Below are 25,981 nucleotides of genomic sequence, written 5' to 3'. Positions count from 1 at the left end.
TTCCATCGGAACATGCCGCTGTCTGACGTGAATTGATCCGGAAGGATCCGGATCAGCCGCGCGACTCCACCGCGGCGGCGATGTCGGACAGGTCCTTCGTGAGCGCCCTGGCGACCGCCTTCGCCCCGAAGCGGGCGAGCAGGCGGGCGACGGGCCCCGGGGCGCGGCCGGCGGCGGGCCGGGCGGAGAAGGCCATGCGCAGGGTGGTGGCCCCGGTGCCGTCGGGGGTGAGGGTGAGCTCGGAGACGTAGTGCATGCCGTGCGAGTCGGCGACCGTGACGTACCGGTCGGGCGGCTCGCACTCGGTCACGGTCATCTCCTCCGTGGCCTCCTTGCCCAGCATCCGCCGGGTCTCGCGCCAGCGCGTGCCCACGTCGAAGACGCCCTCGGTGAGCACCTCCACCCGGTCGACCCCGGAGAGGACCCGGGGCATGTCCCGCAGGTCGGTGATCGACTCCCAGACCCGCCCGGGGGAGGCGGCGACCCGGCGTTCGACGACGACGGAGGTGGTGTCCGCACGCGTTCCAGTCATGGCCTCATCGAAACCGGGCCGCCCCCGAAGCGCTACCGGACCAGCGCGTCCGCGTGCGCCCCGCCCGCCTCGGCGACGATCTCGTCGAGCGTCTGGGCCTTGCGCACGGTCGTGAAGGTCACCGCCCCGTCGCCGTCGACGGTGAAGCCGTGGACCGCGGGCCGGGGCAGGCTGTTGTACGCGTAGTGGTGGGCGAAGCAGTACGCGCCGGTGTCCGGGACCGCCACGACGTCCCCGGGGCGCAGCAGCGGCAGCGCGCGGCCCCGGGCGAGGAGGTCCCCGGCGAAGCAGGCGGGGCCCGCCACGTCCTGGACGGTGACGTCGCCGGCGCGGGGCCGGCCCTCGGAGTCGTACGCGAGGACGCGCAGGGGCCAGGCCTCGGGGGCGTAGACCGTACGGGTGGCCAGCTGCACGCCCGCGTGGGTGAGGGCGATCGGGCGGCCGCCGGAGGTCTTCGTGTACTCCACGCGGGCGAGGACCGTGCCGTGTCTGGCGAGCAGGGAGCGCCCGAACTCGGTGACGAGCCGGTAGCGGCCGTCGAAGAGCCCGGGGACGGTGTCGGCGAGCAGCCGGGCGTACGCGGCGTACGACGGCGTCTCCTCGTCGGAGGCGAAGTTCACGGGCAGGCCGCCGCCGATGTCGAGGGTGTCGACCTGCTGCCGTCCGGCCGCCCGGTTGATCTCCTCGGCGAGCGCGTACGCCTCCCCGACCCCCTCGGCCATGAGGGCGAGCGGGATGCCCTGGGAGCCGGTGTGGGTGTGCAGCCGGGTCAGCCAGGGCCGCTCCAGGTAGGCCTGCACGACGGTTTTGCGGGCGCCCTCGTCGCGGAGCGCCACGCCGAACTTGGAGGTGGCGGTCGCGGTCGAGAGCGCGCCGATGGAACCGGCTCCGACCTGCGGGTTCACCCGGATCCCGAGGGGCGAGGCGGTGGGGGCGGAGGCGACGAGCGCGTCGAGGCGGGCCAGCTCCTGGAGGTTGTCGGCGTTGACGGCGATGCCGAGCGCGAGGGCCTGGCGGAGCTCGGCCGGGGTCTTGGCGGGGGAGTCGAGGACGGTGCGGCCGGGCGGGACGCCGGCGGCGCGGGCGAGGGCCAGCTCGCCGGGGCTCGCGACCTCGACGCCGAGCCCCGCCTCGTGGAGCAGGCGCAGGACGGGGACGAGCGGGGCGGCCTTCACGGCGAAGGCGTGCAGCACGTGGGCGTCGGTGACGGCGGCGAAGGCGCTGGTCAGGGCGGCGGCGGAGGCGCGGATGCCGGCGGTGTCGAGGAGGGCGACGACCGGTTCGGCGGGGGAGAGGAGTCCTTGATCGACGGTGGCTCGGACGGCGAGATCGCGACGGGAGGAGGCCATGCGGCCCATCCTCGTCCATCGCCCGTCCGGCACGCCCTGTTGACTACAACTATTCAGCAGTCCAGGATGTGAATATCTGAACGACATTCGAGGAGGCACCCCCATGTCAGGTCCCCGCCCCGTGCGAGCCGCCCGCGGTACGGAACTCAGCGCCCTGGGATGGCAGCAGGAAGCCGCCCTCCGGATGCTCCAGAACAACCTCGACCCCGAGGTCGCCGAGCACCCCGACAAGCTCGTCGTCTACGGCGGCACCGGCAAGGCCGCCCGCGACTGGCGCTCCTTCGACGCCATGGTCCGCACCCTGCGCACCCTCAAGCAGGACGAGACGATGCTCGTCCAGTCCGGCCGCCCCGTCGGCGTCATGCAGACCCACGAGTGGGCCCCGCGCGTCCTCATCGCCAACTCCAACCTCGTCGGCGACTGGGCCAACTGGGAGGAGTTCCGCCGCCTGGAGAAGCTCGGCCTCACCATGTACGGCCAGATGACGGCCGGCTCCTGGATCTACATCGGCACCCAGGGCATCCTCCAGGGCACCTACGAGACCTTCGCCGCCGTCGCCGCGAAGAAGTTCGACGGCACCCTCGCCGGGACGATCACCCTCACCGCCGGCCTCGGCGGCATGGGCGGCGCCCAGCCGCTCGCCGTGACGATGAACGACGGCGTCGCGATCTGCATCGACGTCGACCCGCGCGCCATCGAGCGCCGCATCGAGCACCGCTACCTGGACGTCAAGGCCGACAACCTCGCCCACGCCCTCCAGCTCGCCGTCGAGGCCCGCGACGCCCGCCGCCCGCTCTCCATCGGCCTCCTCGGCAACGCCGCCGAGCTGCTCCCGCAGATGCTCGCCGAGGGCGCCCCGATCGACATCGTGACCGACCAGACCTCGGCCCACGACCCGCTCTCCTACCTCCCGGTCGGCGTCGCCTTCGAGGACATGGCCGACGCGGCCGCCAAGGACCCGGCCGGCTTCACCCAGCGCTCCCGCGAGTCGATGGCCAAGCACGTCGAGGCCATGGTCGGCTTCATGGACGCCGGCGCCGAGGTCTTCGACTACGGCAACTCGATCCGCGGCGAGGCCCAGCTCGCCGGCTACGACCGCGCCTTCGCCTTCCCCGGCTTCGTCCCGGCGTACATCCGCCCGCTGTTCTGCGAGGGCAAGGGCCCCTTCCGCTGGGCCGCCCTCTCCGGCGAGGCCTCCGACATCGCCAAGACCGACAAGGCGATCCTCGACCTCTTCCCCGAGAACGAGTCCCTGCACCGCTGGATCAAGATGGCCGGCGAGCGCGTCCACTTCCAGGGCCTGCCCGCCCGCATCTGCTGGCTCGGCCAGGGCGAGCGCGACAAGGCCGGCGACATGTTCAACGACATGGTGGCCGACGGCACCCTCGCCGCCCCGCTCGCGATCGGCCGCGACCACCTCGACTGCGGCTCCGTCGCCTCCCCGTACCGCGAGACCGAGGCGATGCTCGACGGCTCCGACGCCATCGCCGACTGGCCGCTGCTCAACGCCATGGTCAACGTCGCCTCCGGCGCCTCCTGGGTCTCCATCCACCACGGCGGCGGCGTCGGCATGGGCCGCTCCATCCACGCCGGCCAGGTCTCCGTCGCCGACGGCACCAAGCTCGCCGGCGAGAAGATCCGCCGCGTCCTCACCAACGACCCCGGCATGGGCGTCATCCGCCACGTCGACGCCGGCTACGACATCGCCGAGCGCGTCGCCGACGAGAAGGGCGTCCGCGTCCCGATGCGCGAGGGTGACTCCGAGTGACCTCGTCCCACGACGCCGCCGAGGCGCCCCGCGGCTCCGCCCGGGCCGCCTCGGCGGGGCGGGGGGACTCCCCCTCGTTCCACGCCATGTGGCGCAGCCTCCACGGAATCGGCCGCAACGCCGCCTCCGGCGGCTACCGCCGCTACGCCTGGACCCAGGCCGACGCCGACTGCCGCCTCTGGTTCCGGATGCAGGCCGAGGCCCGCCGCCTGGACGTCGAGACCGACCGCAACGGCAACCAGTGGGCCTGGCTCGGCGACCCCACGGCCGGCGACGCCGTCGTCACCGGCTCCCACCTGGACTCCGTCCCCGACGGCGGCGCCTTCGACGGTCCCCTCGGCGTCGTGTCCTCCTTCGCCGCCCTCGACGAACTCCGCGCCCGCGGCGTCTCGTTCAAGCGGCCCCTCGCCATCGTCAACTTCGGCGACGAGGAAGGAGCCCGCTTCGGCCTCGCCTGCGTCGGCTCCCGCCTCACCGCGGGACGGCTGACGAAGGAGCAGGCGTACGAGCTCCGCGACGCCGACGGGATCAGCCTCCCGCAGGCCATGGAGAAGGCCGGGTACGACCCTGCCGGGATCGGCGCGGACCCCGAGCGACTGGCCCGCATCGGCGCCTTCGTCGAGCTCCACGTCGAGCAGGGCCGCGCCCTGGACCTGTCCGGCGACCCCGTCGGCATCGCCTCCTCCATCTGGCCGCACGGCCGCTGGCGGTACGACTTCGCGGGCGAGGCCAACCACGCGGGCACCACCCGCCTGGTCGACCGCCGCGACCCGATGCTCACCTACGCCGAGACGGTCCTCGCCGCCCGCCGCGAGGCCGAACTCGCGGGCGCCGTCGCCACCTTCGGCAAGATCGCGGTCGAGCCCAACGGCGTCAACGCCATCCCGTCCATGGTCCGCGGCTGGCTCGACGCCCGCGCCGCCGACCAGGGCGCCCTGGACCAGGTCATCGCCGGGGTCGAGGCCGCGGCCCGGGAGTACGCCGACCGCCACGGCATCGACCTCGCCGTCGTCCAGGAGTCCTCCACCCCGATCGTGGAGTTCTCGCACGCCCTGCGCGACGAGCTCTCCCGCATCCTCGGCACCACGGGCAAGGTGCCGGTCCTCGGCACGGGCGCGGGACACGACGCGGGCATCCTGTCCGAATCGATCCCGACCGCCATGCTGTTCGTACGGAACCCCACCGGCGTCTCGCACTCCCCGGCCGAGTTCGCCGCCGAGGACGACTGCGTCGCCGGAGTCCTCGCACTCGCCGACGTACTGGAGGAACTGGCGTGCCGCTGACGACGTACTGGCTGGAACACGCCTGGCTCGGCGTGAACGTCGAGCCGGGCGTGGCCCTGACCGTGTCCATCGGCGGCTCCGCCGCGGGCACCTCGGACGGCCGCATCGAAGCCGTGCGCACGGGGGTGGAGGCCCCGCCCCCGGGCGCCGTCGTCCTCCGCGGCCTCACGATCCCCGGCCTGGCCAATGCCCACAGCCATGCGTTCCACCGCGCCCTGCGCGGCACCGTCCAGGTCGGCTCCGGAACCTTCTGGACCTGGCGCGAGGTCATGTACGCCGTCGCCCAGCGCCTCACCCCCGACAGCTACTTCGCGCTCGCCCGCGCGGTGTACGCGGAGATGGCGCTCGCCGGCATCACCTCCGTCGGCGAGTTCCACTACCTCCACCACGCGCCCGGCGGCAGCCCGTACGCCGACCCCAACGCCATGGGCGAGGCCCTGATCGCGGCGGCCGGCGAGGCGGGCATCCGCATCACCCTCCTCGACACCGCCTACCTCTCCTCCGGCTTCGGCGCCGCCCCCGAGCAGCACCAGCTCCGCTTCACCGACGGCACCGCCGAGCAGTGGGCGCAGCGGGTCTCGGCCCTCAAGGACCGGGACGGCGTACGCATCGGCGCGGCGATCCACTCCGTACGGGCGGTCCCGGCCGACCAGCTGTCGACGGTGGCGCGCTGGGCGGAGGACCGGCAGGCCCCCCTCCACGTCCACCTCTCCGAGCAGACCGCCGAGAACGAGGCCTGCCTCGCGGCCCACGGCATGACGCCGACCCGGCTCCTCGCGGAGCACGGCGTCCTGGGCGCGCGGACGACCGGCGTCCACAACACCCACCTGACGGACGAGGACATCACCCTCCTCGGCTCGTCGACCACCGGCACCTGCATGTGCCCGACGACCGAGCGGGACCTCGCCGACGGCATCGGCCCGGCCGTCGCCCTCCAGCGGGCCGGCTCCCCGCTCTCCCTCGGCAGCGACAGCCACGCCGTCATCGACCTCCTCGAAGAGGCCCGGGCGATGGAGCTGGACGAACGCCTGCGCACCCGCACCCGCGGCCACTGGACGGCCGCCGCGCTCCTCCGCGCCGCCACCGCCGACGGCCACGCGGCCCTCGGCTGGGCCGACGCGGGCACCCTGGAGCAGGGCGCCCTGGCCGACTTCACCACGATCGCCCTCGACTCCGTCCGCACGGCCGGCCCCGTCCCGCGCCTCGCGGCCGAGACGGCGGTCTTCGCGGCGACGGCGGCGGACGTGCACCACGTGGTGGTGGGCGGCCGGACGATCGTCGAGGACGGCGCCCACGCCTCCGTACCTGACGTGGGCGAGGCCCTCGCGACCGCGATCGCAGCGCTCAGGAGCTGAGCGGGACCCCGGGTTGTGGGCCATCGTTCCGCAGGGCGGAACGGGTGGGCACAACCCGGCCACCGGCCCGCACCCGAACCACCCGCCCCCACCGGAGAGCACCATGACGACGACGCTGATCACGAACATCGGCAGCCTGGTAACGAACGACCCCACCCTCGGCGAAGGCCCCCTGGGCCTGATCAAGGACGCCGCCCTCGTCCTGGAGGACGAGAAGGTCTCCTGGGCGGGCCCGGCGTCGGCGGCCCCGGCCGCCGACCAGGCCGTCGACGCGGCCGGCCGCGCCGTCGTCCCCGGCTTCGTCGACTCCCACTCGCACCTCGTCTTCGCGGGCGACCGCACGGCCGAGTTCAACGCCCGCATGTCGGGCCAGCCGTACAAGGCGGGCGGCATCCGCACGACCGTCGCCGCGACCCGGTCCGCGAGCGACGCCGAACTCTCCGCGAACGTGGCCAAGTACATGTGGGAGGCCCTCCGCCAGGGCACCACCACCTTCGAGACCAAGTCCGGCTACGGCCTCACCGTCGAGGACGAGGCCCGCGCGCTGCGCATCGCCGCCGAGCACACGGACGAGGTCACGTACCTCGGCGCGCACATCGTGGCGCCGGAGTACGCCGACGACCCGGCCGCGTACGTGAAGCTGGTGACCGGCGAGATGCTCGACGCCTGTGCCCCGCACGCCCGTTGGGTCGACGTCTTCTGCGAGAAGGGCGCCTTCGACGGCGACCAGGCCCGCGCGATCCTCAAGGCCGGCATGGCCAAGGGCCTCCAGGCCCGCGTCCACGCCAACCAGCTCACCTACGGCCCCGGCGTGCAGCTCGCGGTCGAACTGGACGCGGCCAGCGCCGACCACTGCACCCACCTCACGAACGCGGACATCGACGCCCTGGCCCAGGGCAACACGGTCGCCACGCTGCTCCCCGGCGCCGAGTTCTCCACCCGCGCCGAATGGCCGGACGCCCGCCGCCTGATCGACGTGGGCGTCACCGTCGCCCTCTCCACGGACTGCAACCCGGGCTCCTCCTTCACCTCCTCGATGTCCTTCTGCGTCGCGCTCGCGGTACGGGACATGCTGATGACCCCGGACGAGGCGATCTGGTCCGCCACGGCGGGCGGCGCGGCGGCCCTGCGCCGCACGGACGTCGGCCGGCTGGGCGTCGGCGCCCGAGCGGACCTCGTCGTCCTCGACGCCCCGTCCCACGTCCACCTGGCGTACCGCCCGGGCGTCCCGCTGATCGCGGAGGTCTGGCGCAAGGGCGTGCGGGCGGTCTGAACGGTGGGCCGGGCCACCCCGTAGCCTGGTCCGATGCGACCGTCGGACGACGAACTGGCCCGAGCACTGCACGATCCCGCGGATCCGCCACTGCACCCGCTCCCGCAGGCGGTGGCGGACCTCCTGCGCACCCTGGACGCGCCTCCGCGCCTGGCCGCCCATCTGCGTGCCGTCCACGATGTCGCGCGGAGCCTGGTCGTGTGGGTGGAGGCGCACTGTCCGGGCCCGGTCGTCGACCGGGAGGCCGTCCTGTTCGGAGCGGCGACCCACGACATCGGCAAGGTCGTGCACCCCGCCGAACTGTCCGGGCCCGGCTCGCTCCATGAGGAGGCGGGCCGGGAGCTCCTCTCGGCCCACGGCTTCCCCCGGGACCTGTGCCGCTTCGCGGCGACCCACGCCCTGTGGACGGACCCGGGGGCGACCCTGGAGGACCTCCTGGTCAGCACGGCCGACAAGGTCTGGAAGAACAAGCGGGTCCCGGACCTGGAGGACCTCGTCGTGGCCCGGCTGGCCGAGGCGACCGGCAGGCCCCGCTGGGAGGAGTTCCTCGCCCTCGACGAACTCCTCGGACGCCTCGGCGCCGACGCGGACCGCCGCCTCGCCCACCAGGCGTCGTTCAGGCCCTGAGCGCCGTCACCGGAACTCGTGGACGACCTCGATCCCGCCCACGATGTGCGCGTTGAACTCGTCCAGCTCCTCCGCCGGCACCCACAGCTCCAGGATCGTCCGTCCGCCCGCCTGCCGCACCGGGTACCTGCGGAGGAACTCCGTGTCGACCTCGAAGCGGGTGACGAAGCCGGCGCCGCTGTGCTTGACGTTCCAGTCCCGCGCGATCTTCACCGCGTACTCCTCGTCGAGCACCGGATAGAAGATCGGCTGCTCCGGAAGCCGCGGCGGCCAGGCCCTCCATCCCGACTCCCGTACGAGCTCCAGCTCGACGGGGCCCGTGGGGCGCCACAAGGTGGTCGTCGGTCGCTGCGTGGACATGGCTTCGCTCTCTGTCTCCGTACGGGGGGCGGCTGTCGGGGCCCGACGGTACCGACGGCGATGCCGCGGCAGCCAATGGATTACGCGGACAGCGCCCGGATCAGCTCCGCCGCCGCCCCCAGGGCCGCGACCTCCGCCGCCGTCAGGTTCGGGTCCTTCGCGCGGCGTTCGCGGGCCGCCGGGAGGTGGGGGAGGGCCGGGGTGCGGAGGGCCGGCAGGAGGCCCGCGAGGATCGCGCGGGCGCCGGCGGCGTACGGGGCCGGGGAGACGGCCGCCTCCGCGAGGATCAGCGCGGACATGGCGCAGTCGAGGCCCGGCGGACTTCCCTCCTCCGCCGTCTGCCAGTCGATGACGACGGGGCCGCGGGCCGCCGTGAGGATCACGTTCCCGGGGTGCAGGTCCAGGTGGACCACGCCGTCGCCCGGTAGCGCGTGCAGCCGGGACAGGAGGTCCGCGATCAACTCGCCCGCCGGTCCCGGCTCGTACGCCCCCGTCAGCAGCGCGTCCATGAGCGACGGTCCCGTCAGGCGTTCCATCACCAGGTCCGTGCCCTCCGCGTGGAGGACGGCCGGGACCGGGTAGCCCCGGTCCGCGAGCCGGGTCATCACCACCGCCTCCCGGGTCGCGTCCCAGCCGTCCCGGTACCGCCGCAGCACCCGCCCCTCGTCGAGCGCGTGCACGTCGGCCGTTCTGCCCTGCCCGATGATCTCCAACTCGCCATCCCCTTTCGCCCCTTGGTCGCGGAAAGGGCCCGTCCCCCGGTCGTCAGACCGTGAACGGGCCCTTTCCGCGGCCATCTTGGAGCTTCGGCGGTGCCGGTGTCACTCTTCCAGCGTCAGGCCCCGGCGCAGCCGGGCGAGGGTGCGGGCGAGGAGCCGGGACACGTGCATCTGCGAGATGCCCAGTTCCGCGCCGATCTCCGACTGGGTCAGGCCGGAGACGAACCGCAGCGAGAGGATCCGCCGCTCGCGCGCGGGCAGCGAGGCGATCATCGGCTTGAGGGAGGCGACGTACTCGATCCCGGTGAGCCCGTCGTCCTCGTAGCCGAGCCGGTCGGCGAGCGCGGCCTCGCCGCCGGCGCCGTCCTCCTCGTCGGGCCGCGCGTCGAGCGAGGTCGCGGTGTACGCGTTGCTCGCGGCCATGCCCTCGACGACCTCCTCCGGCGTGATGCCGAGCTCCTCGGCGAGCTCGGCGACGGTCGGGGCGCGGTCGAGGCGCTGGGCGAGCGCCTCGCCGGCCCTGGCGAGGTCGAGCCGGAGCTCCTGGAGCCTGCGGGGCACGTGCACGGACCACGAGGTGTCGCGGAAGAAGCGCTTGATCTCGCCGATGATCGTCGGCATCGCGAAGGTCGGGAACTCGACGCCGCGGGTGAGCTCGAAGCGGTCGATCGCCTTGATCAGTCCGATCGTGCCGACCTGGACGATGTCCTCCATCGGCTCGCTGCGGGTGCCGAACCGGGCGGCGGCGAACCTCACCAGGGCGAGGTTCAGTTCGATGAGGGTGTTGCGGACGTACGCGTGGTCGTGGGTGCCCTCCTCCAGCTCGGAGAGCCGGGCGAAGAGCTGTTTCGACAGGGCGCGGGAGTCGACCGGTCCGATCCGGTCGAGCGGCCCGTCGGGAAGGTCGGGGACAGGGGGGAGGGGAACTGCTGCCGACGGCGCGTCGGGGGTACGCGGGGCGTCGAGCCGGGGTGACATGAGTCTCCTTCGGGTGCTTCTCGCTGCGGTTTGCGGCGCCTCCAGAGCCGGTCGGGTCGGACGTTCCTTCTAGCCCTACCCGCTCGACCCGGATGGTTGCAAGTGGCAATAATCCGTTTCGTACCGATAGGGGAAGAGCCTCGTGTGCACCGGCGGGCGCTCGACTTGTAGGGTTCGAGGCACGTAAGTCGGCATCCGCGAGAGCGAGAAGAGGCACGGCCATGGACCGCGAACACATCGGCAGCGCGCCGCCCGCGCGACTGCGGGTCGAGGTCCGCGACGTGGCCGGGAGCGTGCTCCTCACGCCCGTCGGCGAGCTCGACCACCACACCGCCGAACTGCTGCGCACCCCCCTGGACGCCGCCCTCGACGCGGACCGCGCCCGGCTCGTCGTCGACTGCTCGGGCCTGGAGTTCTGCGATTCCACCGGGCTCAACGTGCTGCTCGGCGCCCGGCTGCGGGCGCAGGCCGCCGGTGGGGGCGTCCATCTGGTCGGGATGCGGCCCGCGGTGGCCCGGGTGTTCCACATCACGGGCGCGGACGCCGTCTTCACCCTCCACGAGACGCTCGCCACGGCGCTCCCCGACTGAGACCGACGTCATACGCCGTCCCCCCCCGTACGTCCTGTCCCCTCTGTCCCGTCGATCGGTGAGGTGAAGCGTTGATGGACCAGGCTTCCGACGTCCGTACGCTCGCCCTCGGCGAGACCAGCGGCACCGTGCCGCTCGCACGCGACTTCACCCGGTCGGCCCTCCACGAGTGGGGCTGGCTCCCGGCCGCCACCGCCGACCGCAGGGCCGCCGCCGAGGACGTCCTCCTCGTCGTCTCCGAACTCGTCACCAACGCCTGTCTGCACGCCGAGGGCCCCGAACGCCTCCGCGTCCTCCGCCTGCCCCGCACCCTCCGCCTCGAAGTCACCGACCGCGGCGCCGGCCAGCCCGCCCCCCGCACCCCGCACCGCTCCGGACGCCCCGGCGGGCACGGCATGTTCATCGTGCAGCGGCTCTGCCTCGACTGGGGCATCGAGCGCACCCCGGGAGCCCCCGGCAAGACGGTCTGGGCCGAACTGGCCGCACCCGCATAGGACTTCCACAACTTCACCCGTTCCCCTGCCTTCCCTCCTCAAGGCCCCGGGCGTACCTTGACGGCCAATCTGAAAGACCGTCAGTTTCGTTGCGGTGAGGGGTGCTCGGGTGTCCAAGGTGCCGAACCGGAGGAGAACGACCGCCGCGCTCACGGCCGCGGTCGCGATGGCGGGCGCGGCCGTGCTGGCCGGGGCGCCGGTCGCCCAGGCGGAGGTCGTCGACGTCAACTACGCCTGTGAGACGAAGATCGGGCCCAAGAGCGCCGTCTCGCCCGTCGACATCAAGGCGGTCAAGAGCGGCAGCGGCTACACGATCACCATGTCGTTCGAGAAGGGCGTCTCCGACAGCCCGGTCGAGCTCCCCAAGGGCGTCATGACCCCGCGCGCCGAGCTCGTCCTCGGCGGCGACGCGAGCGGCACGGTGAAGGTCACGGGCTCGCCGAACACGGCCGCCATCCCGCCCGACACCCCCATCAGCATCGGCACGCTCACCGGCACCTTCACCCCGAAGAAGAACGGCAAGGTCACCTTCACCGCCGGGGTCCTCACCGTGCACGCCCTCGGGATGGACGCGGCCGTCTGCACCCCGAAGAACAACCCGAAGCCCTCGCTGGAACTCCAGGTCACGGGGGTCTCGGGCGGAGGCTCGGACGGCGGTTCGGGAGGCGGTTCGGGCGGCTCCGACACCCCGCCGCCCGCCGGCGACGGCGACCAGCTGCCCAAGACCGGCCCCCTCGACTCCGCCGTGGCCCTCGGCACCCTCGGCGGCACCGTCCTGCTGACCGGCGCCGCCGGAGTCCTCTGGCTCACGCGGCGCACGGCACGCTGATGCGTACGGCGGACCGGGCCGGACGGCGTGCGGCGACGCCCTCCGTACGGCGCCCAGCCGCCCGCACCGGGCTCCTCGCCGCCGCGGCCGCCCTCCTCGGCGCGGTCGCGGCGGCGCCCCCCGGTGCCCGCGACTGGACGGCGGCGCCCGCCGCGGGGCGGCCGTACGCGTACCTGGAGGGCCCGGCGGGCAGCGTCCTCCAGGACACCCTGTCGGTCACCAACCCGGGCACCGCGCCGCTCACCGTGCGCCTCACCGGCCAGGGCGGCGCCCCGGTGTCCTTCGCCGCCCGGACGGTGACCGTGCCGGCCAGGACCCGGGCCGACGTGCCCTTCGCCGTGACGGTCACCGCGGACACCCCGCCGGGGGAGCACCGCGGCACCGTGCGGGCCGCGGCCGCCGGCCGGGAGGTGAGCGTCGACCTGCGGCTGCGGGTCAGCGGACCGCACCTCGCCGCGCTCACCGTCGAGGACGTCCACGTGGACGGGGACACCCTCCGCTACACCCTGGTCAACCGCGGCACCACGGTCCTCGCCCCCCGCCTCGCGGTCCGCGCCGAGGGCCTCCTCGGCACCGTCCTCGACCGGCCGGACCGCCCCCTGCCGCTCACCCTGCGCCCCGGCGAGCGGGCCACCCGGACCGAACCCTGGCCCGACCCGCCCGCCCTCGACTCCGTCACCGTCCGGCTGACGGCCACCGCGCCGGGCGCCGCCCCCGCCACCGCCCGCGCCGAGGCCTCCTTCGCCTCGGGCCCCGCGCTCACCGGCACGGCCGGGCTGCTCCTGGCGGCGGCGGGCGGCGCCGGGTACGCGGCACGGCGGCGCCACGGCAGGTCCCGTACCCAGCGAGCCTCGGCGGGAGCCACACCATGAGGACGATCCGTACCGCCGCCGCCCTGCTCACCGCCCTCGCCCTCGTCCTGCTGCCCACCGCCCCGGCGGCGGTCGCGGCCCCGGGGCCCGTGGTCGAGCTGTCGACGACGGAGGGCGGCAAGGGCGGCGAGATCACCGTCAGCGGCAGCGGCTGGAAACCCGGCGCCCTGCTCATGCTCCTGATCTGCGGCCAGGGAGCCCCCGGCAAGGGCGTCATCGGCGGCACCAACTCCTGCGCCAACACCGAGGGCCGGGCGGCCACCGTCGACGAGCGGGGCGCCTTCAGCACGAAGCTGCCCGTCGCCGAACCGCCCAAGCCCTGTCCGTGCGTGGTGCACGTCGCCGGGGTCACCGGCCAGCAGGACGCCGTCGACAAGGCCTTCACCGTCGCCGGGCACCCCACCGCCCCGCTCCCCGAGCCCTCCGGCGACGGGCGCCTCGCCGTCCTCGCCGCCGTCCGCCTCGACGGCTCCAGCGGCGTCCTCGTCTGGTTCGGCGCGCCCCCGCGCCGCGAGGTCGTCTTCACCGTCGGCAACCTCGGCCCGGCCCCCGTCAAGGACCCCGTCTTCGAGGTCGGCACCAGCCACGGCGTCTTCGCGCCCCAGTACGAGGAACGCCAGTGGCGCGGCACGATCGCCCCCGGCGAGAAGGCCCTGATCCGCCTCCCCGCCGAGCTCACGGCCGGCGCCCACGGCGACTACCAGGTCTCCGTGAAGTACGCGGGCAAGATCCTCGTCGAGCAGCCCTGGGGCGTCGGCCGCCCCTGGGGCGTGACCCTCTTCTGGGCGCTCCTCGCCGTCGTGGTGCCGGCCGCGCTGTTCCGGATCGGCATGGCCGTGGTCGACCGCGCGCGGCCCGCTTCCGGCGCGGGCCGGGCCCGCGCCCCCAGGACCCGGACGGGGCCGCGCCCGCGTCGCCGCGCCCCGGCCCGTACACCCGCTTCCGCCCCCGCTCCGGGGGACGGGGAGACGACCGCGGCCCTGCCGTGGTTCAGCCCTGACTCCGCACCGTCAGCGCCAGAGAGCAGCAGCCCGACGACGAAGGGACATGCGTGAGTACGCAACGGAGGATGAGCGCGGCCGGGGTCGCGCTGATGCTCGGCGGCGCGGGGATCCTGTATGCCGCCGGCCCCGCCCAGGCCGCCGAGACCAGTTACGCGACGGAGTGCATCCCGCCGTCGATCTCCGGCCTTCCGCCCGTGCAGGGCACCACGAAGGTCCTCATCACCGCGCCCGCGGAGGCCAAGGTCGGCGACGAGGTCGAGATCGTCTGGAAGACGGTCCAGGCCGCCTCGAAGAACCCCGACGTCCTCGACCTCGACAAGGACACGGTGAAGCCGTCCGGCGTCCTCACCGTCGGCGGCGCGGCCAGCGGCACCGTCACGATGGAGGGCCCCCGGCAGAACCCGCCGATCCCCAAGAACAGCCCGATGATCCTCCCCGACATGAAGGGGAAGCTGAAGCTGGACAAGGCGGGCGAGATCACGCTGACGCCCGGCAAGTACACGATCAACGTCTCCAAGCCCATCTCCACGGACACCAAGTGCTCCCCGAAGGAGACGGTCCCGGTCGGCGCGACCATCAAGGTCACGGACGGGGGCGGCGGGACGACGACGTCGGGCGGTACGAGCACGTCGGGCGGTACGACGACGTCCGGCGGGACGGGTTCCACGGGCGGGGGCACGAGCACGACGTCCGGTGGCACGAGCACCACGGGGGGAGGCGCGAGCACCACGTCCGGTGGTACGGCCTCCACGGGCGGCGGTACGAGTTCCACGTCCGGTGGTACGACGACCACGTCCGGTGGCGCGAGCACGACGTCGGGCGGTACGAGCACCACCTCCGGCGGCACGGCGGCCGGCGGCGGCACGGCGTCCACCGGGGGAAGCTCCGGCGGGTCCGGCGGTTCCGGTGGGCAGACCGACTTCCCCGGCAAGGAGGTCTCCGTCGCCTTCGCCTGCGAGAGCCCCGGACCGCCCGACATCTCCTCCAAGGTGACGATCAACGCGAAGAAGAACGGCGAGGTGTACGACCTGACGGTCAAGACGGCCAAGGGCGTCATGGACAGCCCCGCCGACCTGCCCAAGGGGGCCCTGAAGCCCTCCATGGCGGTGAAGATCGACGGGGCCGACAACGGCACGGTGAAGGTCACCGGCGCGGCCAACCCCACCCCCCTCACCAGGGGCGCCCCGGTCAGCCTGGAGGACATGAAGGGCACGTACCGGCCCGGCGCGACGGGCAAGTCGACGCTCAGCCCCGGCACGCTCACGATCACGGTCACCCTCGGCACCGTGAACATGGACATCCCCTGCCAGGTCAAGGGCGCCGTGAAGGCCTCCCTGGAGCTGGACACGAGCAAGCAGGCCGGCGGGGTCTCCGGCGGTTCGGACGGCGGGACGACGGCGGGCGGCGGCACGGGCTCCGCCACCGGCGGATCCGGCTCCAGCGGCGAGAACCTCGCCCACACCGGCGCCGACGGCGACGGCGCCCTGCGCGCCCTCGCCCTCGTCGCGGGCACGATCATCCTGGTCGGCGGCGCGGTGTTCACCTTCACCCCCTGGGCGCGGCTCAGGAGGTGAGGCACCGGGACACGACGGAGGGCCCGTCGCACCGGTGCGGTGCGACGGGCCCTCCGTGCGGGGCGGGTGACGTCAGTGGACGTCGCCCATGAGCGCCTTGACCTTCTTGCGGTACATGAAGACCGCGACGGCGGCGACCGTGACGGCCACGGCCTGCAGCGCGATGATCCCGGTGCCGTTCAGGTCCACGCCCGCGAGGGAGAGCAGACCCGTGGTGCAGTCACCGGCGGTGACGGCGAGGAACCAGACGCCCAGCATCTGCGAGGCGTACTTCTGCGGCGCCATCTTCGTGGTGACGGAGAGGCCGACCGGGGAGAGGCACAGCTCGGCGACGGTCTGGATGAAGTAGATCCCGACCAGCCACATCGGGCTGACCTTGGTGTCGCCCGTGGCCAGGCCGATCGGGGCCAGGAAGACGAAGAACGAGATGCCGATGCCCACCAGGCCCAGCGAGAACTTCACGATCGTGCTCGGCTCCTGGTTGCGGCGGGAGAGCCACAGCCACAGCCAGGCGAAGACCGGAGCCAGCGCCATGACGAAGAGCGGGTTGAGCGACTGGAACCAGGTGGCCGGGAAGCTCAGCGGACCGATGTGGTCGGAGGTCTTGCTGTCCGCGAAGAGGGACAGGGTCGAGCCGCCCTGGTCGTAGATCATCCAGAAGACGGCCGCGGCCACGAAGAACCAGATGTAGCCGGTGACCTTGGACTGCTCGGCCTTGTCGAGGTCCTTGTCGCGCTTGATGCGGACGATCACGGCGATCGGGATGAGCAGACCGGCGAGGGTGATCGGGACGAGCGCCCAGTTCAGGGTGTACATGCCGGCGGCGACGACGATGCCGTAGAAGACGGCGACGACGGCGATCGTGGCGCAGACCTTGACGAGGACCGACTTGCGCTCGGCGGCGGACAGCGGGTTCGGGACCACGCTGCTCTTCTCGTTCAGGTGCTTGGTGCCGAGCAGGAACTGGCCCAGGCCGACGGCCATGCCGATGGCCGCGAGCAGGAAGCCGAGGTGCCAGTTGTAGCTCTCGCCGACGGTGCCGATGACCAGCGGGGCGAGGAAGGCGCCGAGGTTGATGCCGACGTAGAAGAGCGTGAAGCCACCGTCACGGCGCGGGTCGTCCGGGCCGTCGTAGAGGTGGCCGACCATCGTGGAGATGTTGGCCTTCAGCAGACCGGAGCCGGCCGCGACCAGCGCCAGACCGACGAAGAACATCGCCTGGCCGGGGATGGCCAGCGAGGCGTGACCGGCCATGATCACGAAACCGGCGATGGTGACGGTCTTGCGAGCGCCCCAGACACGGTCACCGAACCAGCCGCCGGGCATGGCCATCAGGTAGACCATCGAGACGTACACCGAGTAGATGGCCGTCGCCGTGGCCGCCGTCATGGCGAGGCCGCCACCCTGGGAGCCGGTCGCGGCGTCCGCGCCGCCGGAGACCAGGTACAGGACCAGAAGGGCCCGCATGCCGTAGTAGGAGAAACGCTCCCACATCTCGGTCATGAAGAGGGTGGCCAGACCACGGGGGTGGCCGAAGAACGTCTTCTCGGAACCAGAGGTTCCGGTCGAAGTCGTCGTCAGGCTGGACGCCATGTCGATCCTTGCTCTGTCGGGACGCACGCCTTGTGAGCGTGGTGCGCCCGGTGGGGGAGGCCGGCACCGGGGGAATCGTGGAACTCCGCCGGGATCCACGCCCCGGGAGACGCGTCTACGCGCCCCGGGACCCGGCCCACAGGTCATTCACCGTCTCCAGGTTCGACCGAGCCGAACCTAAGCAGAAAGAGGACCTTGGCCCGCGAAGCTGGCTAAAGGTCCCCGATTACCGCTACTGACGTATCGCCACCATACGACACGACAGTGCCGGATATGGAAGGACTTGAGAGATGGATCACAGGTGACGAAGGAACCACGCGCCGTCATTCGAAGGTCGTGAACAAGATGCTCACAAGATCCCCAGGGGCCGTCCCGGCCCGGTGGATCCCGCCCCGGCCCGGGCGCCGTGCGGACTACCATCACCCCATGACCCGTGTACTGCTCGCCGAGGACGACGCATCCATCTCGGAACCGCTGGCCCGCGCTCTGCGGAGAGAGGGGTACGAGGTCGAGGTCCGCGAGGACGGCCCGACCGCCCTCGACGCCGGACTCCAGGGCGGAGTCGATCTGGTCGTGCTCGACCTGGGCCTGCCCGGCATGGACGGCCTGGAGGTCGCCCGCCGGCTGCGCGCCGAGGGCCACACCGTCCCGATCCTGGTCCTCACCGCCCGCGCGGACGAGGTCGACACCGTCGTCGGGCTCGACGCGGGTGCCGACGACTACGTCACCAAGCCCTTCCGGCTCGCCGAGCTCCTCGCCCGCGTCCGGGCCCTGCTCCGGCGCGGCTCCACCGAGCCCAGCGCCGCCCCCACGACGCACGGCGTGCGGATCGACGTCGAGTCGCACCGGGCCTGGATGGGCGACGAGGAGCTCCAGCTCACCGCGAAGGAGTTCGACCTGCTCCGGGTCCTGGTCCGGGACGCCGGCCGGGTCGTCACCCGCGACCAGCTGATGCGCGAGGTCTGGGACACCACCTGGTGGTCCTCCACCAAGACCCTCGACATGCACATCTCCTGGCTGCGCAAGAAGCTCGGCGACGACGCGGCGAACCCCCGCTACATCGCGACGGTCCGGGGAGTCGGCTTCCGCTTCGAGAAGAGCTGAGTCTTCGAGAAGCACTGAGTCTTCGAGAAGCGCTGAGCCTTCGAGGAGAGCCGAGGCTTCGAGGAGAGTCGAGTCTTCGAGAAGCGCCGAGTCTCCGAGAAGCGCCGAGCCGCCGCCCCACCCTGTTCGAAGTCCGAAGTTCGAAACGAGCCGAGCCACCGTTAAGCCATGCGCCGCCGTCTGATCAACTCCACGCTCGCCGTCGTCCTCGTCGTCATCGCCGTCTTCGGCGTCTCCCTCGTCATCGTGGAGACCCGCACGATCTCCAGCAGCGCCCAGGAGAGCGTGGACTCGGAGGCGCTGCGGATCGTCTCCATCGTCGACAGCCGGCTGATCGGCGGCGAGCCGGTGAACCCGGACATCCTCGCCGAGCAGAGCGGCGCCAAGCGGTACGCCCAGATCCGCATCCCCGGCCGCGAGCCCATCGAGCTCGGCGTCCGTCCCGAGGGCGAGGCCATCCGGGGCTTCGCCACGGGCGAGCGCGGCGAGACCGTGTTCGTCGAGGAGTCCCGGTCCACGGTGACCGCCGAGGTCGGCCGCACCCTGCTGATCATCGGCGCGGTGGCCCTGCTCGCGGTCGTCGCCGCCGTCCTCCTCGCCGTACGGCAGGCGAACAAGCTGACGTCCCCGCTCACCGACCTCGCCGAGACCGCCGAGCGGCTCGGCTCCGGCGACCCGCGGCCCCGGCACAAGCGGTACGGGGTGCCCGAGCTGGACCGGGTCGCGGACGTCCTGGACGCCTCCGCCGAACGGATCGCCCGGATGCTGACCGCCGAGCGCCGGCTCGCCGCCGACGCCTCCCACCAGCTCCGCACGCCCCTCACCGCGCTCTCCATGCGCCTGGAGGAGGTCGCCATGGCCGACAACCTCGACTCCGTCAGGGAAGAGGCGACGATCGCGCTCACGCAGGTCGAGCGGCTCACCGACGTCGTCGAGCGGCTCCTCACCAACTCCCGCGACCCCCGTACGGGCTCCGCCGTCGCCTTCGACCTGGACGAGGTCGTCAAGCAGCAGATCGAGGAGTGGCGCCCGGCCTACCGCAGCGCGGGGCGGGCCATCGTGCACTCGGGCAAGCAGGGGATGCGGGCGGTCGGCACCCCCGGCGCGGTCGCCCAGGTCCTCGCCGCCCTGATCGAGAACTCGCTCATGCACGGCGGCGGCACGGTCGCCCTGCGCACCCGCGTCACCGGCAACCAGTCGGTGATCGAGGTCACCGACGAGGGCCCGGGCGTCCCCCCCGACCTCGGCGCGCGGATCTTCGAGCGGGCGGTGAGCGGGCGCAGCTCGACGGGCATCGGCCTGGCGGTGGCCCGGGACCTGGCGGAGGCGGACGGCGGCCGTCTGGAGCTGCTCCAGCAGCAGCCGCCGGTCTTCGCGCTCTTCCTGAGCCGGGAGGTCAGGAGCGTCGCGGAGCCGCCGCGGGAGCGCCCCGTACGCTAGGAGAAGAGCAGGTCAGACCCGGTCGGGCTGGCGGCGGGCCGCCTGTCGCGGAGCCTGCTCCAGGAACGATTCGGCGGTCTGCACGGCCTCCTTGGCGGGCAGCGCGCGGAACACCCAGGTGCGGTACGACCAGAAGCGGAACAGGGTCGCGACGCCGATGCCGAAGAACTTGAAGAAGTTGCTCTGCAGCGGGCTGTCCCAGCCGAAGCCGTACGTCGCCGCGTACAGCAGACCGTTCTGGATCACCAGGCCGACCAGGCTGAAGACCAGGAAGAGGGTCAGCTCCTTGGCGCGGCTGCTCTTGTCCCGGTCCCGGTAGGTGAAGTACCGGAAGCCCAGGTAGTTGAAGACGATCGCGACGACGGTGGCGATGACGCTCGCGCGCACGACCGGCAGGTCCGAGAAGTGGCGGACGAGGTTGAACACCCCGAGGTCGACCAGGACCCCGACGGCGCCGACGGCCCCGAACTTGGCGACCTCCCGGAAGAGCCCCTGGAGTCGCATGCGCAGCGCGCCGGGTTCACTCATGGTGATTGCTCTGTCCCGTCCGTCCGGATGACGTCCGGGCGACGTCAACCCAACCATGCTAACCAGCGCCCCTGTCACCCGCCTGTGTACCGCGCAAACCTGTGGAGAACCCGTACTCCACCTGCTCGGGGCTTGTGCCAAAACACAGCCGGACGAGTGTTCCCCGATGGTGCGGATACCCTAAGAGGGTGACGTTCCCCGTGGTAGGCATGGTCGGAGGCGGGCAGCTCGCCCGTATGACCCACGAGGCGGGTATCCCCCTCGGCATCAAGTTCAAGCTCCTCAGCGACACCCCGCAGGACTCCGCGGCCCAGGTGGTCGGCGAGGTCGTCATCGGCGACTACCGCGACCTGGACACGCTGCGTGACTTCGCGCGCGGCTGCGACGTGATCACCTTCGATCACGAGCACGTGCCCGCGGAGCACCTGGAGGCCCTGGAGGCGGACGGCGTCGTCATCCGCCCCGGCCGCGCGGCCCTCGCGCACGCGCAGGACAAGGGGGTGATGCGCGCGAGGCTCGACGAGCTGGGCGCGCCGAGCCCCCGGCACCGCATCGTGGCCGACCCGGCGGACGCCGAGGCCTTCGCCGCCGAGGTCGGCGGCTTCCCGATCATCCTCAAGACCGTGCGCGGCGGCTACGACGGCAAGGGCGTCTGGTTCGTCCGTACGCCCGAGGACGCCCGCGAGGCCTTCCTCGCCGGGGTCCAGGTCCTCGCCGAGGAGAAGGTCGACTTCGTCCGCGAGCTCGCGGCGAACATCGTCCGCTCCCCGCACGGCCAGGCCGTCGCCTACCCGGTCGTCGAGTCCCGCCAGGTCGACGGCGTCTGCGACACCGTCATCGCGCCCGCGCCCGACCTCGACGAGGAGCTCGCCGGCCAGGCCCAGGAGCTGGCGCTGCGGATCGCCAAGGAGCTGGACGTCGTCGGCCACCTCGCCGTCGAGCTGTTCCAGACCGCGGACGGTCGCGTCCTCGTCAACGAACTGGCGATGCGCCCGCACAACTCCGGCCACTGGACCCAGGACGGGGCGATCACCTCGCAGTTCGCCAACCACGTCCGGGCGGTTCTCGACCTGCCCCTCGGCGATCCGCGCCCCCGTGCGCGGTGGACCGTGATGTGCAATGTCCTGGGCGGCGACTACCCGGACATGTACTCCGCGTACCTGCACTGCATGGCCAGGGACCCGCAGCTCAAGATCCACATGTACGGCAAGGACGTGAAGCCCGGTCGCAAGGTGGGCCACGTCAACACCTACGGCGACGACCTCGACGACGTGCTGGAGCGCGCCCGTCACGCCGCCGGCTATCTGCGAGGAACCATCGTTGAGTAATCCGCTCATTGGCATCGTCATGGGATCCGACTCCGACTGGCCCGTGATGGAGGCCGCGGCACAGGCCCTGGACGAGTTCGAGATCCCGTACGAGGTCGACGTCGTCTCCGCCCACCGGATGCCGCGCGAGATGATCGCGTACGGCGAGGAGGCCGCGGGCCGCGGGCTCAAGGCGATCATCGCGGGCGCCGGCGGCGCCGCCCACCTGCCGGGCATGCTCGCCTCCGTCACCCCGCTGCCGGTCATCGGCGTGCCGGTGCCGCTGAAGTACCTCGACGGCATGGACTCGCTGCTCTCCATCGTGCAGATGCCGGCCGGTGTCCCGGTCGCCACGGTCTCCGTCGCCGGCGCCCGCAACGCGGGCCTGCTCGCGGCCCGGATCCTCGCCGCGCACGACCCCGACCTCCTCGCCCGCATGACCGAGTTCCAGCAGGAGCTCAACGACCAGGCCACGGAGAAGGGCAAGCGGCTCCGGGCCAAGGTCGAGGGCGCGGCGTCCTTCGGCTTCGCCAAGTGAGCGCGGCCCTGAGCGCGGCGGACCGTCTCGACGAGGCCAGGGAGCTCCTGGCCTCGTCGCCCGTGGTCGACGGCCACAACGACCTGCCGTGGGCGCTGCGCGAGCACGTGCGCTACGACCTGGACCGGATGGACATCGCGTCCGACCAGTCCGCCTCCCTCCACACCGACCTCGCCCGGCTCCGGGCCGGCGGCGTCGGCGCCCAGTTCTGGTCGGTGTACGTGCCGTGCCGGCTGGCCGGGGACGACGCGGTCAGCGCGACCCTGGAGCAGATCGACGTCGTCGACCAGCTCCTCGCCCGGTACACCGCCGACCTCGCCCCGGCCCTGACGGCGGACGACATGGAGGCGGCCCGGAAGCAGGGCCGCATCGCCTCGCTCAAGGGCGCCGAGGGCGGCCACTCGATCAACAACTCCCTCGCCACCCTGCGCGCGCTGCACGCCCTGGGCGTGCGCTACATGACGCTCACGCACAACGACAACAACGACTGGGCGGACTCGGCGACCGACGAGCCGCGGGTCGGCGGACTGACCGCCTTCGGCCGCGAGGTCGTCCGCGAGATGAACCGCTCGGGCATGCTCGTCGACCTCTCGCACGTCGCCGCGACGACGATGCGGGCCGCGCTCGACGCCTCGGCGGCGCCGGTGATCTTCTCGCACTCCTCGTCCCTCGCGATCTGCGACCACCCGCGGAACGTCCCGGACGACGTCCTGGAGCGGCTGCCCGCCAACGGCGGCGTCGCGATGGCCACCTTCGTGCCCAAGTTCATCCTCCCCGCGGCCGTCGAGTGGACCGCGCGGGCGGACGAGAACCTCCGGGCGCACGGCTTCGACCACCTCGACACCACCCCCGAGGCGATGAGGCTGCACCGCGCCTTCGAGGAGGCCGACCCCCGCCCGATCGCCACCGCCGCCACGGTCGCCGACCACCTCGACCACATGCGCGAGGCCGCCGGCATCGACCACATCGGCATCGGCGGCGACTACGACGGCACCGCCTTCACCCCGGCCGGCCTCGACGACGTCGCCGGCTACCCCAACCTGATCGCCGAGCTCCTCCACCGCGGCTGGTCCCGCCCGGACCTCGCCAAGCTCACCTGGTCCAACGCGGTCCGCGCCCTGCGGGACGCCGAGGCCGTCTCCCGCGATCTGAAGAGCCGCACGGCCCCGTCGAACGCCACGATCGAGGCGCTCGACACCCCGTAGCCCGCTCACCCGGACGGCCCACTCCACCGAGCCCCCCACGGGGGCCGGTGGCACGGTGGACGGTACTGCCCCGCCGAACTCGGCGGGGCGGTACTGCATCGCCGAGTTCGGAGTAAGACCATGGCGGAACTGCTAGACGACCATCCCCCCACCACCACCCTCCCGACCGTGCCCGCCGCCCCGGAGCCACCTCCGCCGCTCGACGAGACAGCACGCGCCCGGGCCCTCCTCGCCGCCCAGCCCGTCACCGAGGGCCACACCGAACTCCCCGGGTCCCTCGACCCCGAGGACCTGCCGCCCGTCCGCGCCGCGGAGGCCGGGGCGCAGCTCTGGTCGCTGCACGTCGAGACGGACGAGGGCGTCATCGGGACCCTGCGGCGGATCGACTCGGTCCGCGCCCTCGTCGCGGCCTGCCCCGAGGACCTGCGGCTGGCGTACACCACGTCGGAGCTGGCCCACGCCCGCAACTGCGGCCGTGTCGCGGCCCTGCTCGGCCCGGTCGGCTGGACGGCTCTCGGCGGCTCGGCCGCCACGCTGCGGGCGTACCACGCGCTGGGCGTGCGGGCCGTGAACCTCACCCGCTTCGACCGCTTCGCCCGTGACGCGGTACGGGAGATGAACCGCATCGGCCTGGCCGTGGACCTCTCCGGCGCCGACCCGGACACGGTCCGCCGCGCCCTCGCCGTCACCCGCGCCCCGGCGCTGCTGACCCGGGCCGACCCGGAGGCCCTGCCGGACGACGTCCTCGGCCTCCTCGGCGAGAACGGCGCCGTCCTCATGGTCACGGTCACCGACGACCCGGCCGCCGTCGCCGACGTCCTCGACCGGGTACGGGCGCAGGCGGGCCCGCACTGCGCGGGCGTCTCCCACACCACCGCCCCGGACGCCGGCTACGTACCGCTCTTCGCGGAGCTGCTCCGCCGGGGCTGGACCGCCCAGGAGCTGGTCGGCCTCGCCCACGCCAACGCCACCCGGGCGCTGCGCGAGACGGAGTTCCTGTCCCGGACGAACCGGATCAGGCCGGCCGCGGCCTGACCGTACGGACGGACGGAGGGGCGCACCGCGCGGCGGTGCGCCCCTCTCGTCGTCCGGGATCAGGCCGTCGGGCGGCCCATCGCCCGGTACGTCCAGCCGGCCGCCCGCCACCGTGCCCCGTCGAGGGCGTTGCGGCCGTCGAGGATCACGCGCGAGCCGGCGACCGAGGCCAGCTCCGCCGGGTCGAGCTCGCGGAACTCGCGCCACTCGGTCAGGTGCAGGACCACGTCCGCGCCGCGCACGGCCTCCAGGGCCGAGCCGGCGTAGCCGAGGGTCGGGAAGACGCGGCGGGCGTTCTCCATGCCCTTCGGGTCGTAGACGGTCACCTGGCCGCCCTGGAGGTGTATCTGGCCGGCGACGTTGAGCGCGGGGGAGTCGCGGACGTCGTCGGAGTCCGGCTTGAAGGTGGCGCCGAGGACGGCGACCCGGCGGCCGAGGAAGGTGGAGCCGCCGAGGGCCTCGCGGGCCATCTCGACCATCTGGCCGCGCCGCCGCATGTTGATCGAGTCGATCTCGCGGAGGAAGGTCAGGGCCTGGTCGGCGCCGAGCTCGCCCGCGCGGGCCATGAAGGCGCGGATGTCCTTCGGGAGGCAGCCGCCGCCGAAGCCGATGCCGGCGCGCAGGAACTTGGCACCGATGCGGTCGTCGTGGCCGATGGCCTCGGCGAGCTTGGCGACGTCGCCGCCGGCGGCCTCGCAGACCTCGGCCATCGCGTTGATGAAGGAGATCTTGGTGGCGAGGAAGGAGTTGGCGGCCGTCTTGACCAGCTCGGCCGTCGGGAAGTCGGTGACGACGAAGGGAGAGCCCTCGCCGACGGGGACCGCGTACACCTCGCGGAGCGTCTTCTCGGCCCGCTCGCCGCGCACGCCGACGACGATCCGGTCCGGGTGCAGGGTGTCGTCGACGGCGAAGCCCTCGCGGAGGAACTCCGGGTTCCAGGCGAGCTCGACGCCCTCGGGGAGGAGCCGCGCGAGCCGCTCGGCCGAGCCGACGGGGACGGTGGACTTGCCGACGACCAGGGCCCCTTCGCGGACGACTCCGGCGAGGGAGGTGAAGGCGGCGTCGACGTAGCTCATGTCGCAGGCGTACTCGCCGTGCTTCTGCGGGGTGTTCACGCAGACGAAGTGCACGTCGCCGAAGGCGCCGACCTCCTCCCAGGAGGTGGTGAAGCGCAGCCGGCCGCTCGATCCCTCGATGCCGGCGACGTGCTTCGCGAGGAGTTCCTCCAGGCCCGGTTCGTACATCGGGACGCGCCCGGCGGACAGCATCTCGATCTTCTCGGGGACGACGTCCAGGCCGAGGACCTCGAAGCCCAGCTCCGCCATGGCCGCGGCGTGGGTGGCGCCGAGGTAGCCGGTGCCGATCACGGTGATCTTGAGGGCCATGCGGGTCTCCAGTGAGCGTCGGGCGGAATGCCTGCCCGAGCATAGTCGGGCCCTGGCCGGGGGCCCGGTCACGGCCTACCCTTTGTGTTACTTAACGGTAGTTAGCAAGCGTGGGAGTGAGTGAACGTGTCAGGTTCTGCTGATTTCGACCTGTATCGGCCCTCCGAGGAGCACGACATGCTCCGGGAGTCGGTGCGTGCCCTCGCGGAGGCGAAGATCGCCCCGTTCGCGGCGGCGGT

At 72.8% G+C, this 25,981-nt stretch carries 25 protein-coding genes; 17 read left to right on the top strand and 8 right to left on the bottom strand.

Annotated elements, in window-relative coordinates:
• Window positions 1–52: 52 nt before the first annotated feature.
• Both ACFYUS_RS37025 and ACFYUS_RS37020 read right to left on the bottom strand, forming a co-directional pair.
• Window positions 53–532: an SRPBCC family protein gene (locus ACFYUS_RS37025; protein ID WP_388862343.1), complete on the bottom strand. Its 480-nt coding sequence runs from the start codon at window positions 530–532 to the stop codon at window positions 53–55.
• 32 nt (window positions 533–564) lie between these two features.
• Window positions 565–1,890 carry a diaminopimelate decarboxylase gene (locus ACFYUS_RS37020; RefSeq protein ID WP_388862461.1) on the bottom strand — a complete coding sequence of 442 codons (1,326 nt, stop codon included), beginning with the start codon at window positions 1,888–1,890 and terminating at the stop codon, window positions 565–567.
• A 94-nt stretch (window positions 1,891–1,984) separates the two neighbouring features.
• Here ACFYUS_RS37020 and hutU point away from each other — a divergent pair, with 94 nt between their 5' ends.
• From hutU to ACFYUS_RS36995, 5 genes are all read left to right on the top strand, one after another.
• Window positions 1,985–3,649 (top strand): urocanate hydratase, encoded by a 1,665-nt coding sequence (hutU, locus tag ACFYUS_RS37015; RefSeq protein WP_388862341.1) that lies wholly within the window; start codon window positions 1,985–1,987, stop codon window positions 3,647–3,649.
• A gap of 86 nt (window positions 3,650–3,735) precedes the next feature.
• Complete coding sequence (locus ACFYUS_RS37010; RefSeq protein ID WP_388862459.1) at window positions 3,736–4,932, top strand: allantoate amidohydrolase; 1,197 nt, start codon at window positions 3,736–3,738, stop codon at window positions 4,930–4,932.
• Window positions 4,923–6,287: a formimidoylglutamate deiminase gene (locus ACFYUS_RS37005; RefSeq protein WP_388862339.1), complete on the top strand. Its 1,365-nt coding sequence runs from the start codon at window positions 4,923–4,925 to the stop codon at window positions 6,285–6,287. Before ACFYUS_RS37010 ends, ACFYUS_RS37005 begins: the two co-directional genes overlap by 10 nt.
• 103 nt (window positions 6,288–6,390) lie before the next feature.
• Complete coding sequence (hutI, locus tag ACFYUS_RS37000) at window positions 6,391–7,560, top strand: imidazolonepropionase (protein WP_388862337.1); 1,170 nt, start codon at window positions 6,391–6,393, stop codon at window positions 7,558–7,560.
• A gap of 33 nt (window positions 7,561–7,593) precedes the next feature.
• Window positions 7,594–8,187, top strand: a complete 594-nt coding sequence (locus ACFYUS_RS36995; RefSeq protein WP_388862335.1) for an HD domain-containing protein — start codon at window positions 7,594–7,596, stop codon at window positions 8,185–8,187.
• A 6-nt stretch (window positions 8,188–8,193) separates the two neighbouring features.
• On the opposite strand, the gene ACFYUS_RS36990 is transcribed toward ACFYUS_RS36995, so the two are convergent.
• The 3 genes from ACFYUS_RS36990 to ACFYUS_RS36980 all read right to left on the bottom strand — a co-directional run bounded on the left by ACFYUS_RS36990 (window position 8,194) and on the right by ACFYUS_RS36980 (window position 10,244).
• Entirely contained in the window at window positions 8,194–8,547 is a 354-nt protein-coding gene (locus tag ACFYUS_RS36990) for a hypothetical protein (protein ID WP_388862333.1), read from the bottom strand.
• An 80-nt stretch (window positions 8,548–8,627) separates the two neighbouring features.
• Window positions 8,628–9,260, bottom strand: coding sequence for a phosphotransferase (locus tag ACFYUS_RS36985; RefSeq protein ID WP_388862331.1), 633 nt, complete (start codon window positions 9,258–9,260; stop codon window positions 8,628–8,630).
• Window positions 9,261–9,368: 108 nt separating this feature from the next.
• Complete coding sequence (locus tag ACFYUS_RS36980; RefSeq protein WP_388862329.1) at window positions 9,369–10,244, bottom strand: RNA polymerase sigma factor SigF; 876 nt, start codon at window positions 10,242–10,244, stop codon at window positions 9,369–9,371.
• A gap of 221 nt (window positions 10,245–10,465) precedes the next feature.
• Here ACFYUS_RS36980 and ACFYUS_RS36975 point away from each other — a divergent pair, with 221 nt between their 5' ends.
• From ACFYUS_RS36975 to ACFYUS_RS36950, 6 genes are all read left to right on the top strand, one after another.
• A complete protein-coding gene (locus ACFYUS_RS36975; RefSeq protein WP_388862327.1) occupies window positions 10,466–10,834 on the top strand; it encodes an STAS domain-containing protein in 369 nt (122 codons plus the stop codon).
• A gap of 74 nt (window positions 10,835–10,908) precedes the next feature.
• A complete protein-coding gene (locus tag ACFYUS_RS36970; RefSeq protein ID WP_388862325.1) occupies window positions 10,909–11,328 on the top strand; it encodes an ATP-binding protein in 420 nt (139 codons plus the stop codon).
• Window positions 11,329–11,446: 118 nt separating this feature from the next.
• Window positions 11,447–12,157 carry a peptidase gene (locus ACFYUS_RS36965; RefSeq protein WP_388862457.1) on the top strand — a complete coding sequence of 237 codons (711 nt, stop codon included), beginning with the start codon at window positions 11,447–11,449 and terminating at the stop codon, window positions 12,155–12,157.
• A complete protein-coding gene (locus ACFYUS_RS36960; protein ID WP_388862323.1) occupies window positions 12,157–13,029 on the top strand; it encodes a hypothetical protein in 873 nt (290 codons plus the stop codon). The genes ACFYUS_RS36965 and ACFYUS_RS36960 overlap by 1 nt, the downstream gene beginning before the upstream one ends.
• Window positions 13,026–14,084 (top strand): hypothetical protein, encoded by a 1,059-nt coding sequence (locus ACFYUS_RS36955; RefSeq protein ID WP_388862321.1) that lies wholly within the window; start codon window positions 13,026–13,028, stop codon window positions 14,082–14,084. The genes ACFYUS_RS36960 and ACFYUS_RS36955 overlap by 4 nt, the downstream gene beginning before the upstream one ends.
• Window positions 14,085–14,098: 14 nt before the next feature.
• The gene (locus tag ACFYUS_RS36950; protein WP_388862319.1) at window positions 14,099–15,607 is read left to right on the top strand and encodes a hypothetical protein; all 1,509 of its coding nucleotides are present in this window, start codon (window positions 14,099–14,101) and stop codon (window positions 15,605–15,607) included.
• A gap of 72 nt (window positions 15,608–15,679) precedes the next feature.
• Here the strand turns inward: ACFYUS_RS36950 and ACFYUS_RS36945 are convergent, their stop codons facing one another.
• Complete coding sequence (locus ACFYUS_RS36945) at window positions 15,680–17,200, bottom strand: peptide MFS transporter (protein ID WP_388862317.1); 1,521 nt, start codon at window positions 17,198–17,200, stop codon at window positions 15,680–15,682.
• Window positions 17,201–17,626: 426 nt separating this feature from the next.
• Here ACFYUS_RS36945 and ACFYUS_RS36940 point away from each other — a divergent pair, with 426 nt between their 5' ends.
• On the top strand, window positions 17,627–18,304 hold the full coding sequence (locus ACFYUS_RS36940) for a response regulator transcription factor (protein WP_388862315.1): 678 nt from the start codon (window positions 17,627–17,629) through the stop codon (window positions 18,302–18,304).
• A 168-nt stretch (window positions 18,305–18,472) separates the two neighbouring features.
• Window positions 18,473–19,744 (top strand): ATP-binding protein, encoded by a 1,272-nt coding sequence (locus ACFYUS_RS36935; RefSeq protein WP_388862313.1) that lies wholly within the window; start codon window positions 18,473–18,475, stop codon window positions 19,742–19,744.
• A gap of 12 nt (window positions 19,745–19,756) precedes the next feature.
• On the opposite strand, the gene ACFYUS_RS36930 is transcribed toward ACFYUS_RS36935, so the two are convergent.
• Entirely contained in the window at window positions 19,757–20,272 is a 516-nt protein-coding gene (locus tag ACFYUS_RS36930) for a GtrA family protein (RefSeq protein WP_388862311.1), read from the bottom strand.
• Window positions 20,273–20,460: 188 nt separating this feature from the next.
• Here ACFYUS_RS36930 and ACFYUS_RS36925 point away from each other — a divergent pair, with 188 nt between their 5' ends.
• The 4 genes from ACFYUS_RS36925 to ACFYUS_RS36910 all read left to right on the top strand — a co-directional run bounded on the left by ACFYUS_RS36925 (window position 20,461) and on the right by ACFYUS_RS36910 (window position 24,357).
• Entirely contained in the window at window positions 20,461–21,600 is a 1,140-nt protein-coding gene (locus ACFYUS_RS36925) for a 5-(carboxyamino)imidazole ribonucleotide synthase (RefSeq protein WP_388862309.1), read from the top strand.
• Window positions 21,601–21,619: 19 nt separating this feature from the next.
• On the top strand, window positions 21,620–22,117 hold the full coding sequence (purE, locus tag ACFYUS_RS36920; protein ID WP_388862455.1) for a 5-(carboxyamino)imidazole ribonucleotide mutase: 498 nt from the start codon (window positions 21,620–21,622) through the stop codon (window positions 22,115–22,117).
• Window positions 22,114–23,322 carry a dipeptidase gene (locus ACFYUS_RS36915; RefSeq protein ID WP_388862307.1) on the top strand — a complete coding sequence of 403 codons (1,209 nt, stop codon included), beginning with the start codon at window positions 22,114–22,116 and terminating at the stop codon, window positions 23,320–23,322. The genes purE and ACFYUS_RS36915 overlap by 4 nt, the downstream gene beginning before the upstream one ends.
• Window positions 23,323–23,442: 120 nt before the next feature.
• A complete protein-coding gene (locus tag ACFYUS_RS36910) occupies window positions 23,443–24,357 on the top strand; it encodes a membrane dipeptidase (RefSeq protein ID WP_388862305.1) in 915 nt (304 codons plus the stop codon).
• Window positions 24,358–24,416: 59 nt separating this feature from the next.
• On the opposite strand, the gene ACFYUS_RS36905 is transcribed toward ACFYUS_RS36910, so the two are convergent.
• Window positions 24,417–25,742: a UDP-glucose dehydrogenase family protein gene (locus ACFYUS_RS36905; RefSeq protein WP_388862303.1), complete on the bottom strand. Its 1,326-nt coding sequence runs from the start codon at window positions 25,740–25,742 to the stop codon at window positions 24,417–24,419.
• Window positions 25,743–25,981 lie beyond the last annotated feature (239 nt).

This window comes from Streptomyces sp. NPDC004284 (genome assembly GCF_042874035.1).
GTDB lineage: Bacteria > Actinomycetota > Actinomycetes > Streptomycetales > Streptomycetaceae > Streptomyces.
This window is presented reverse-complemented; position numbering and strand designations above follow the sequence as displayed.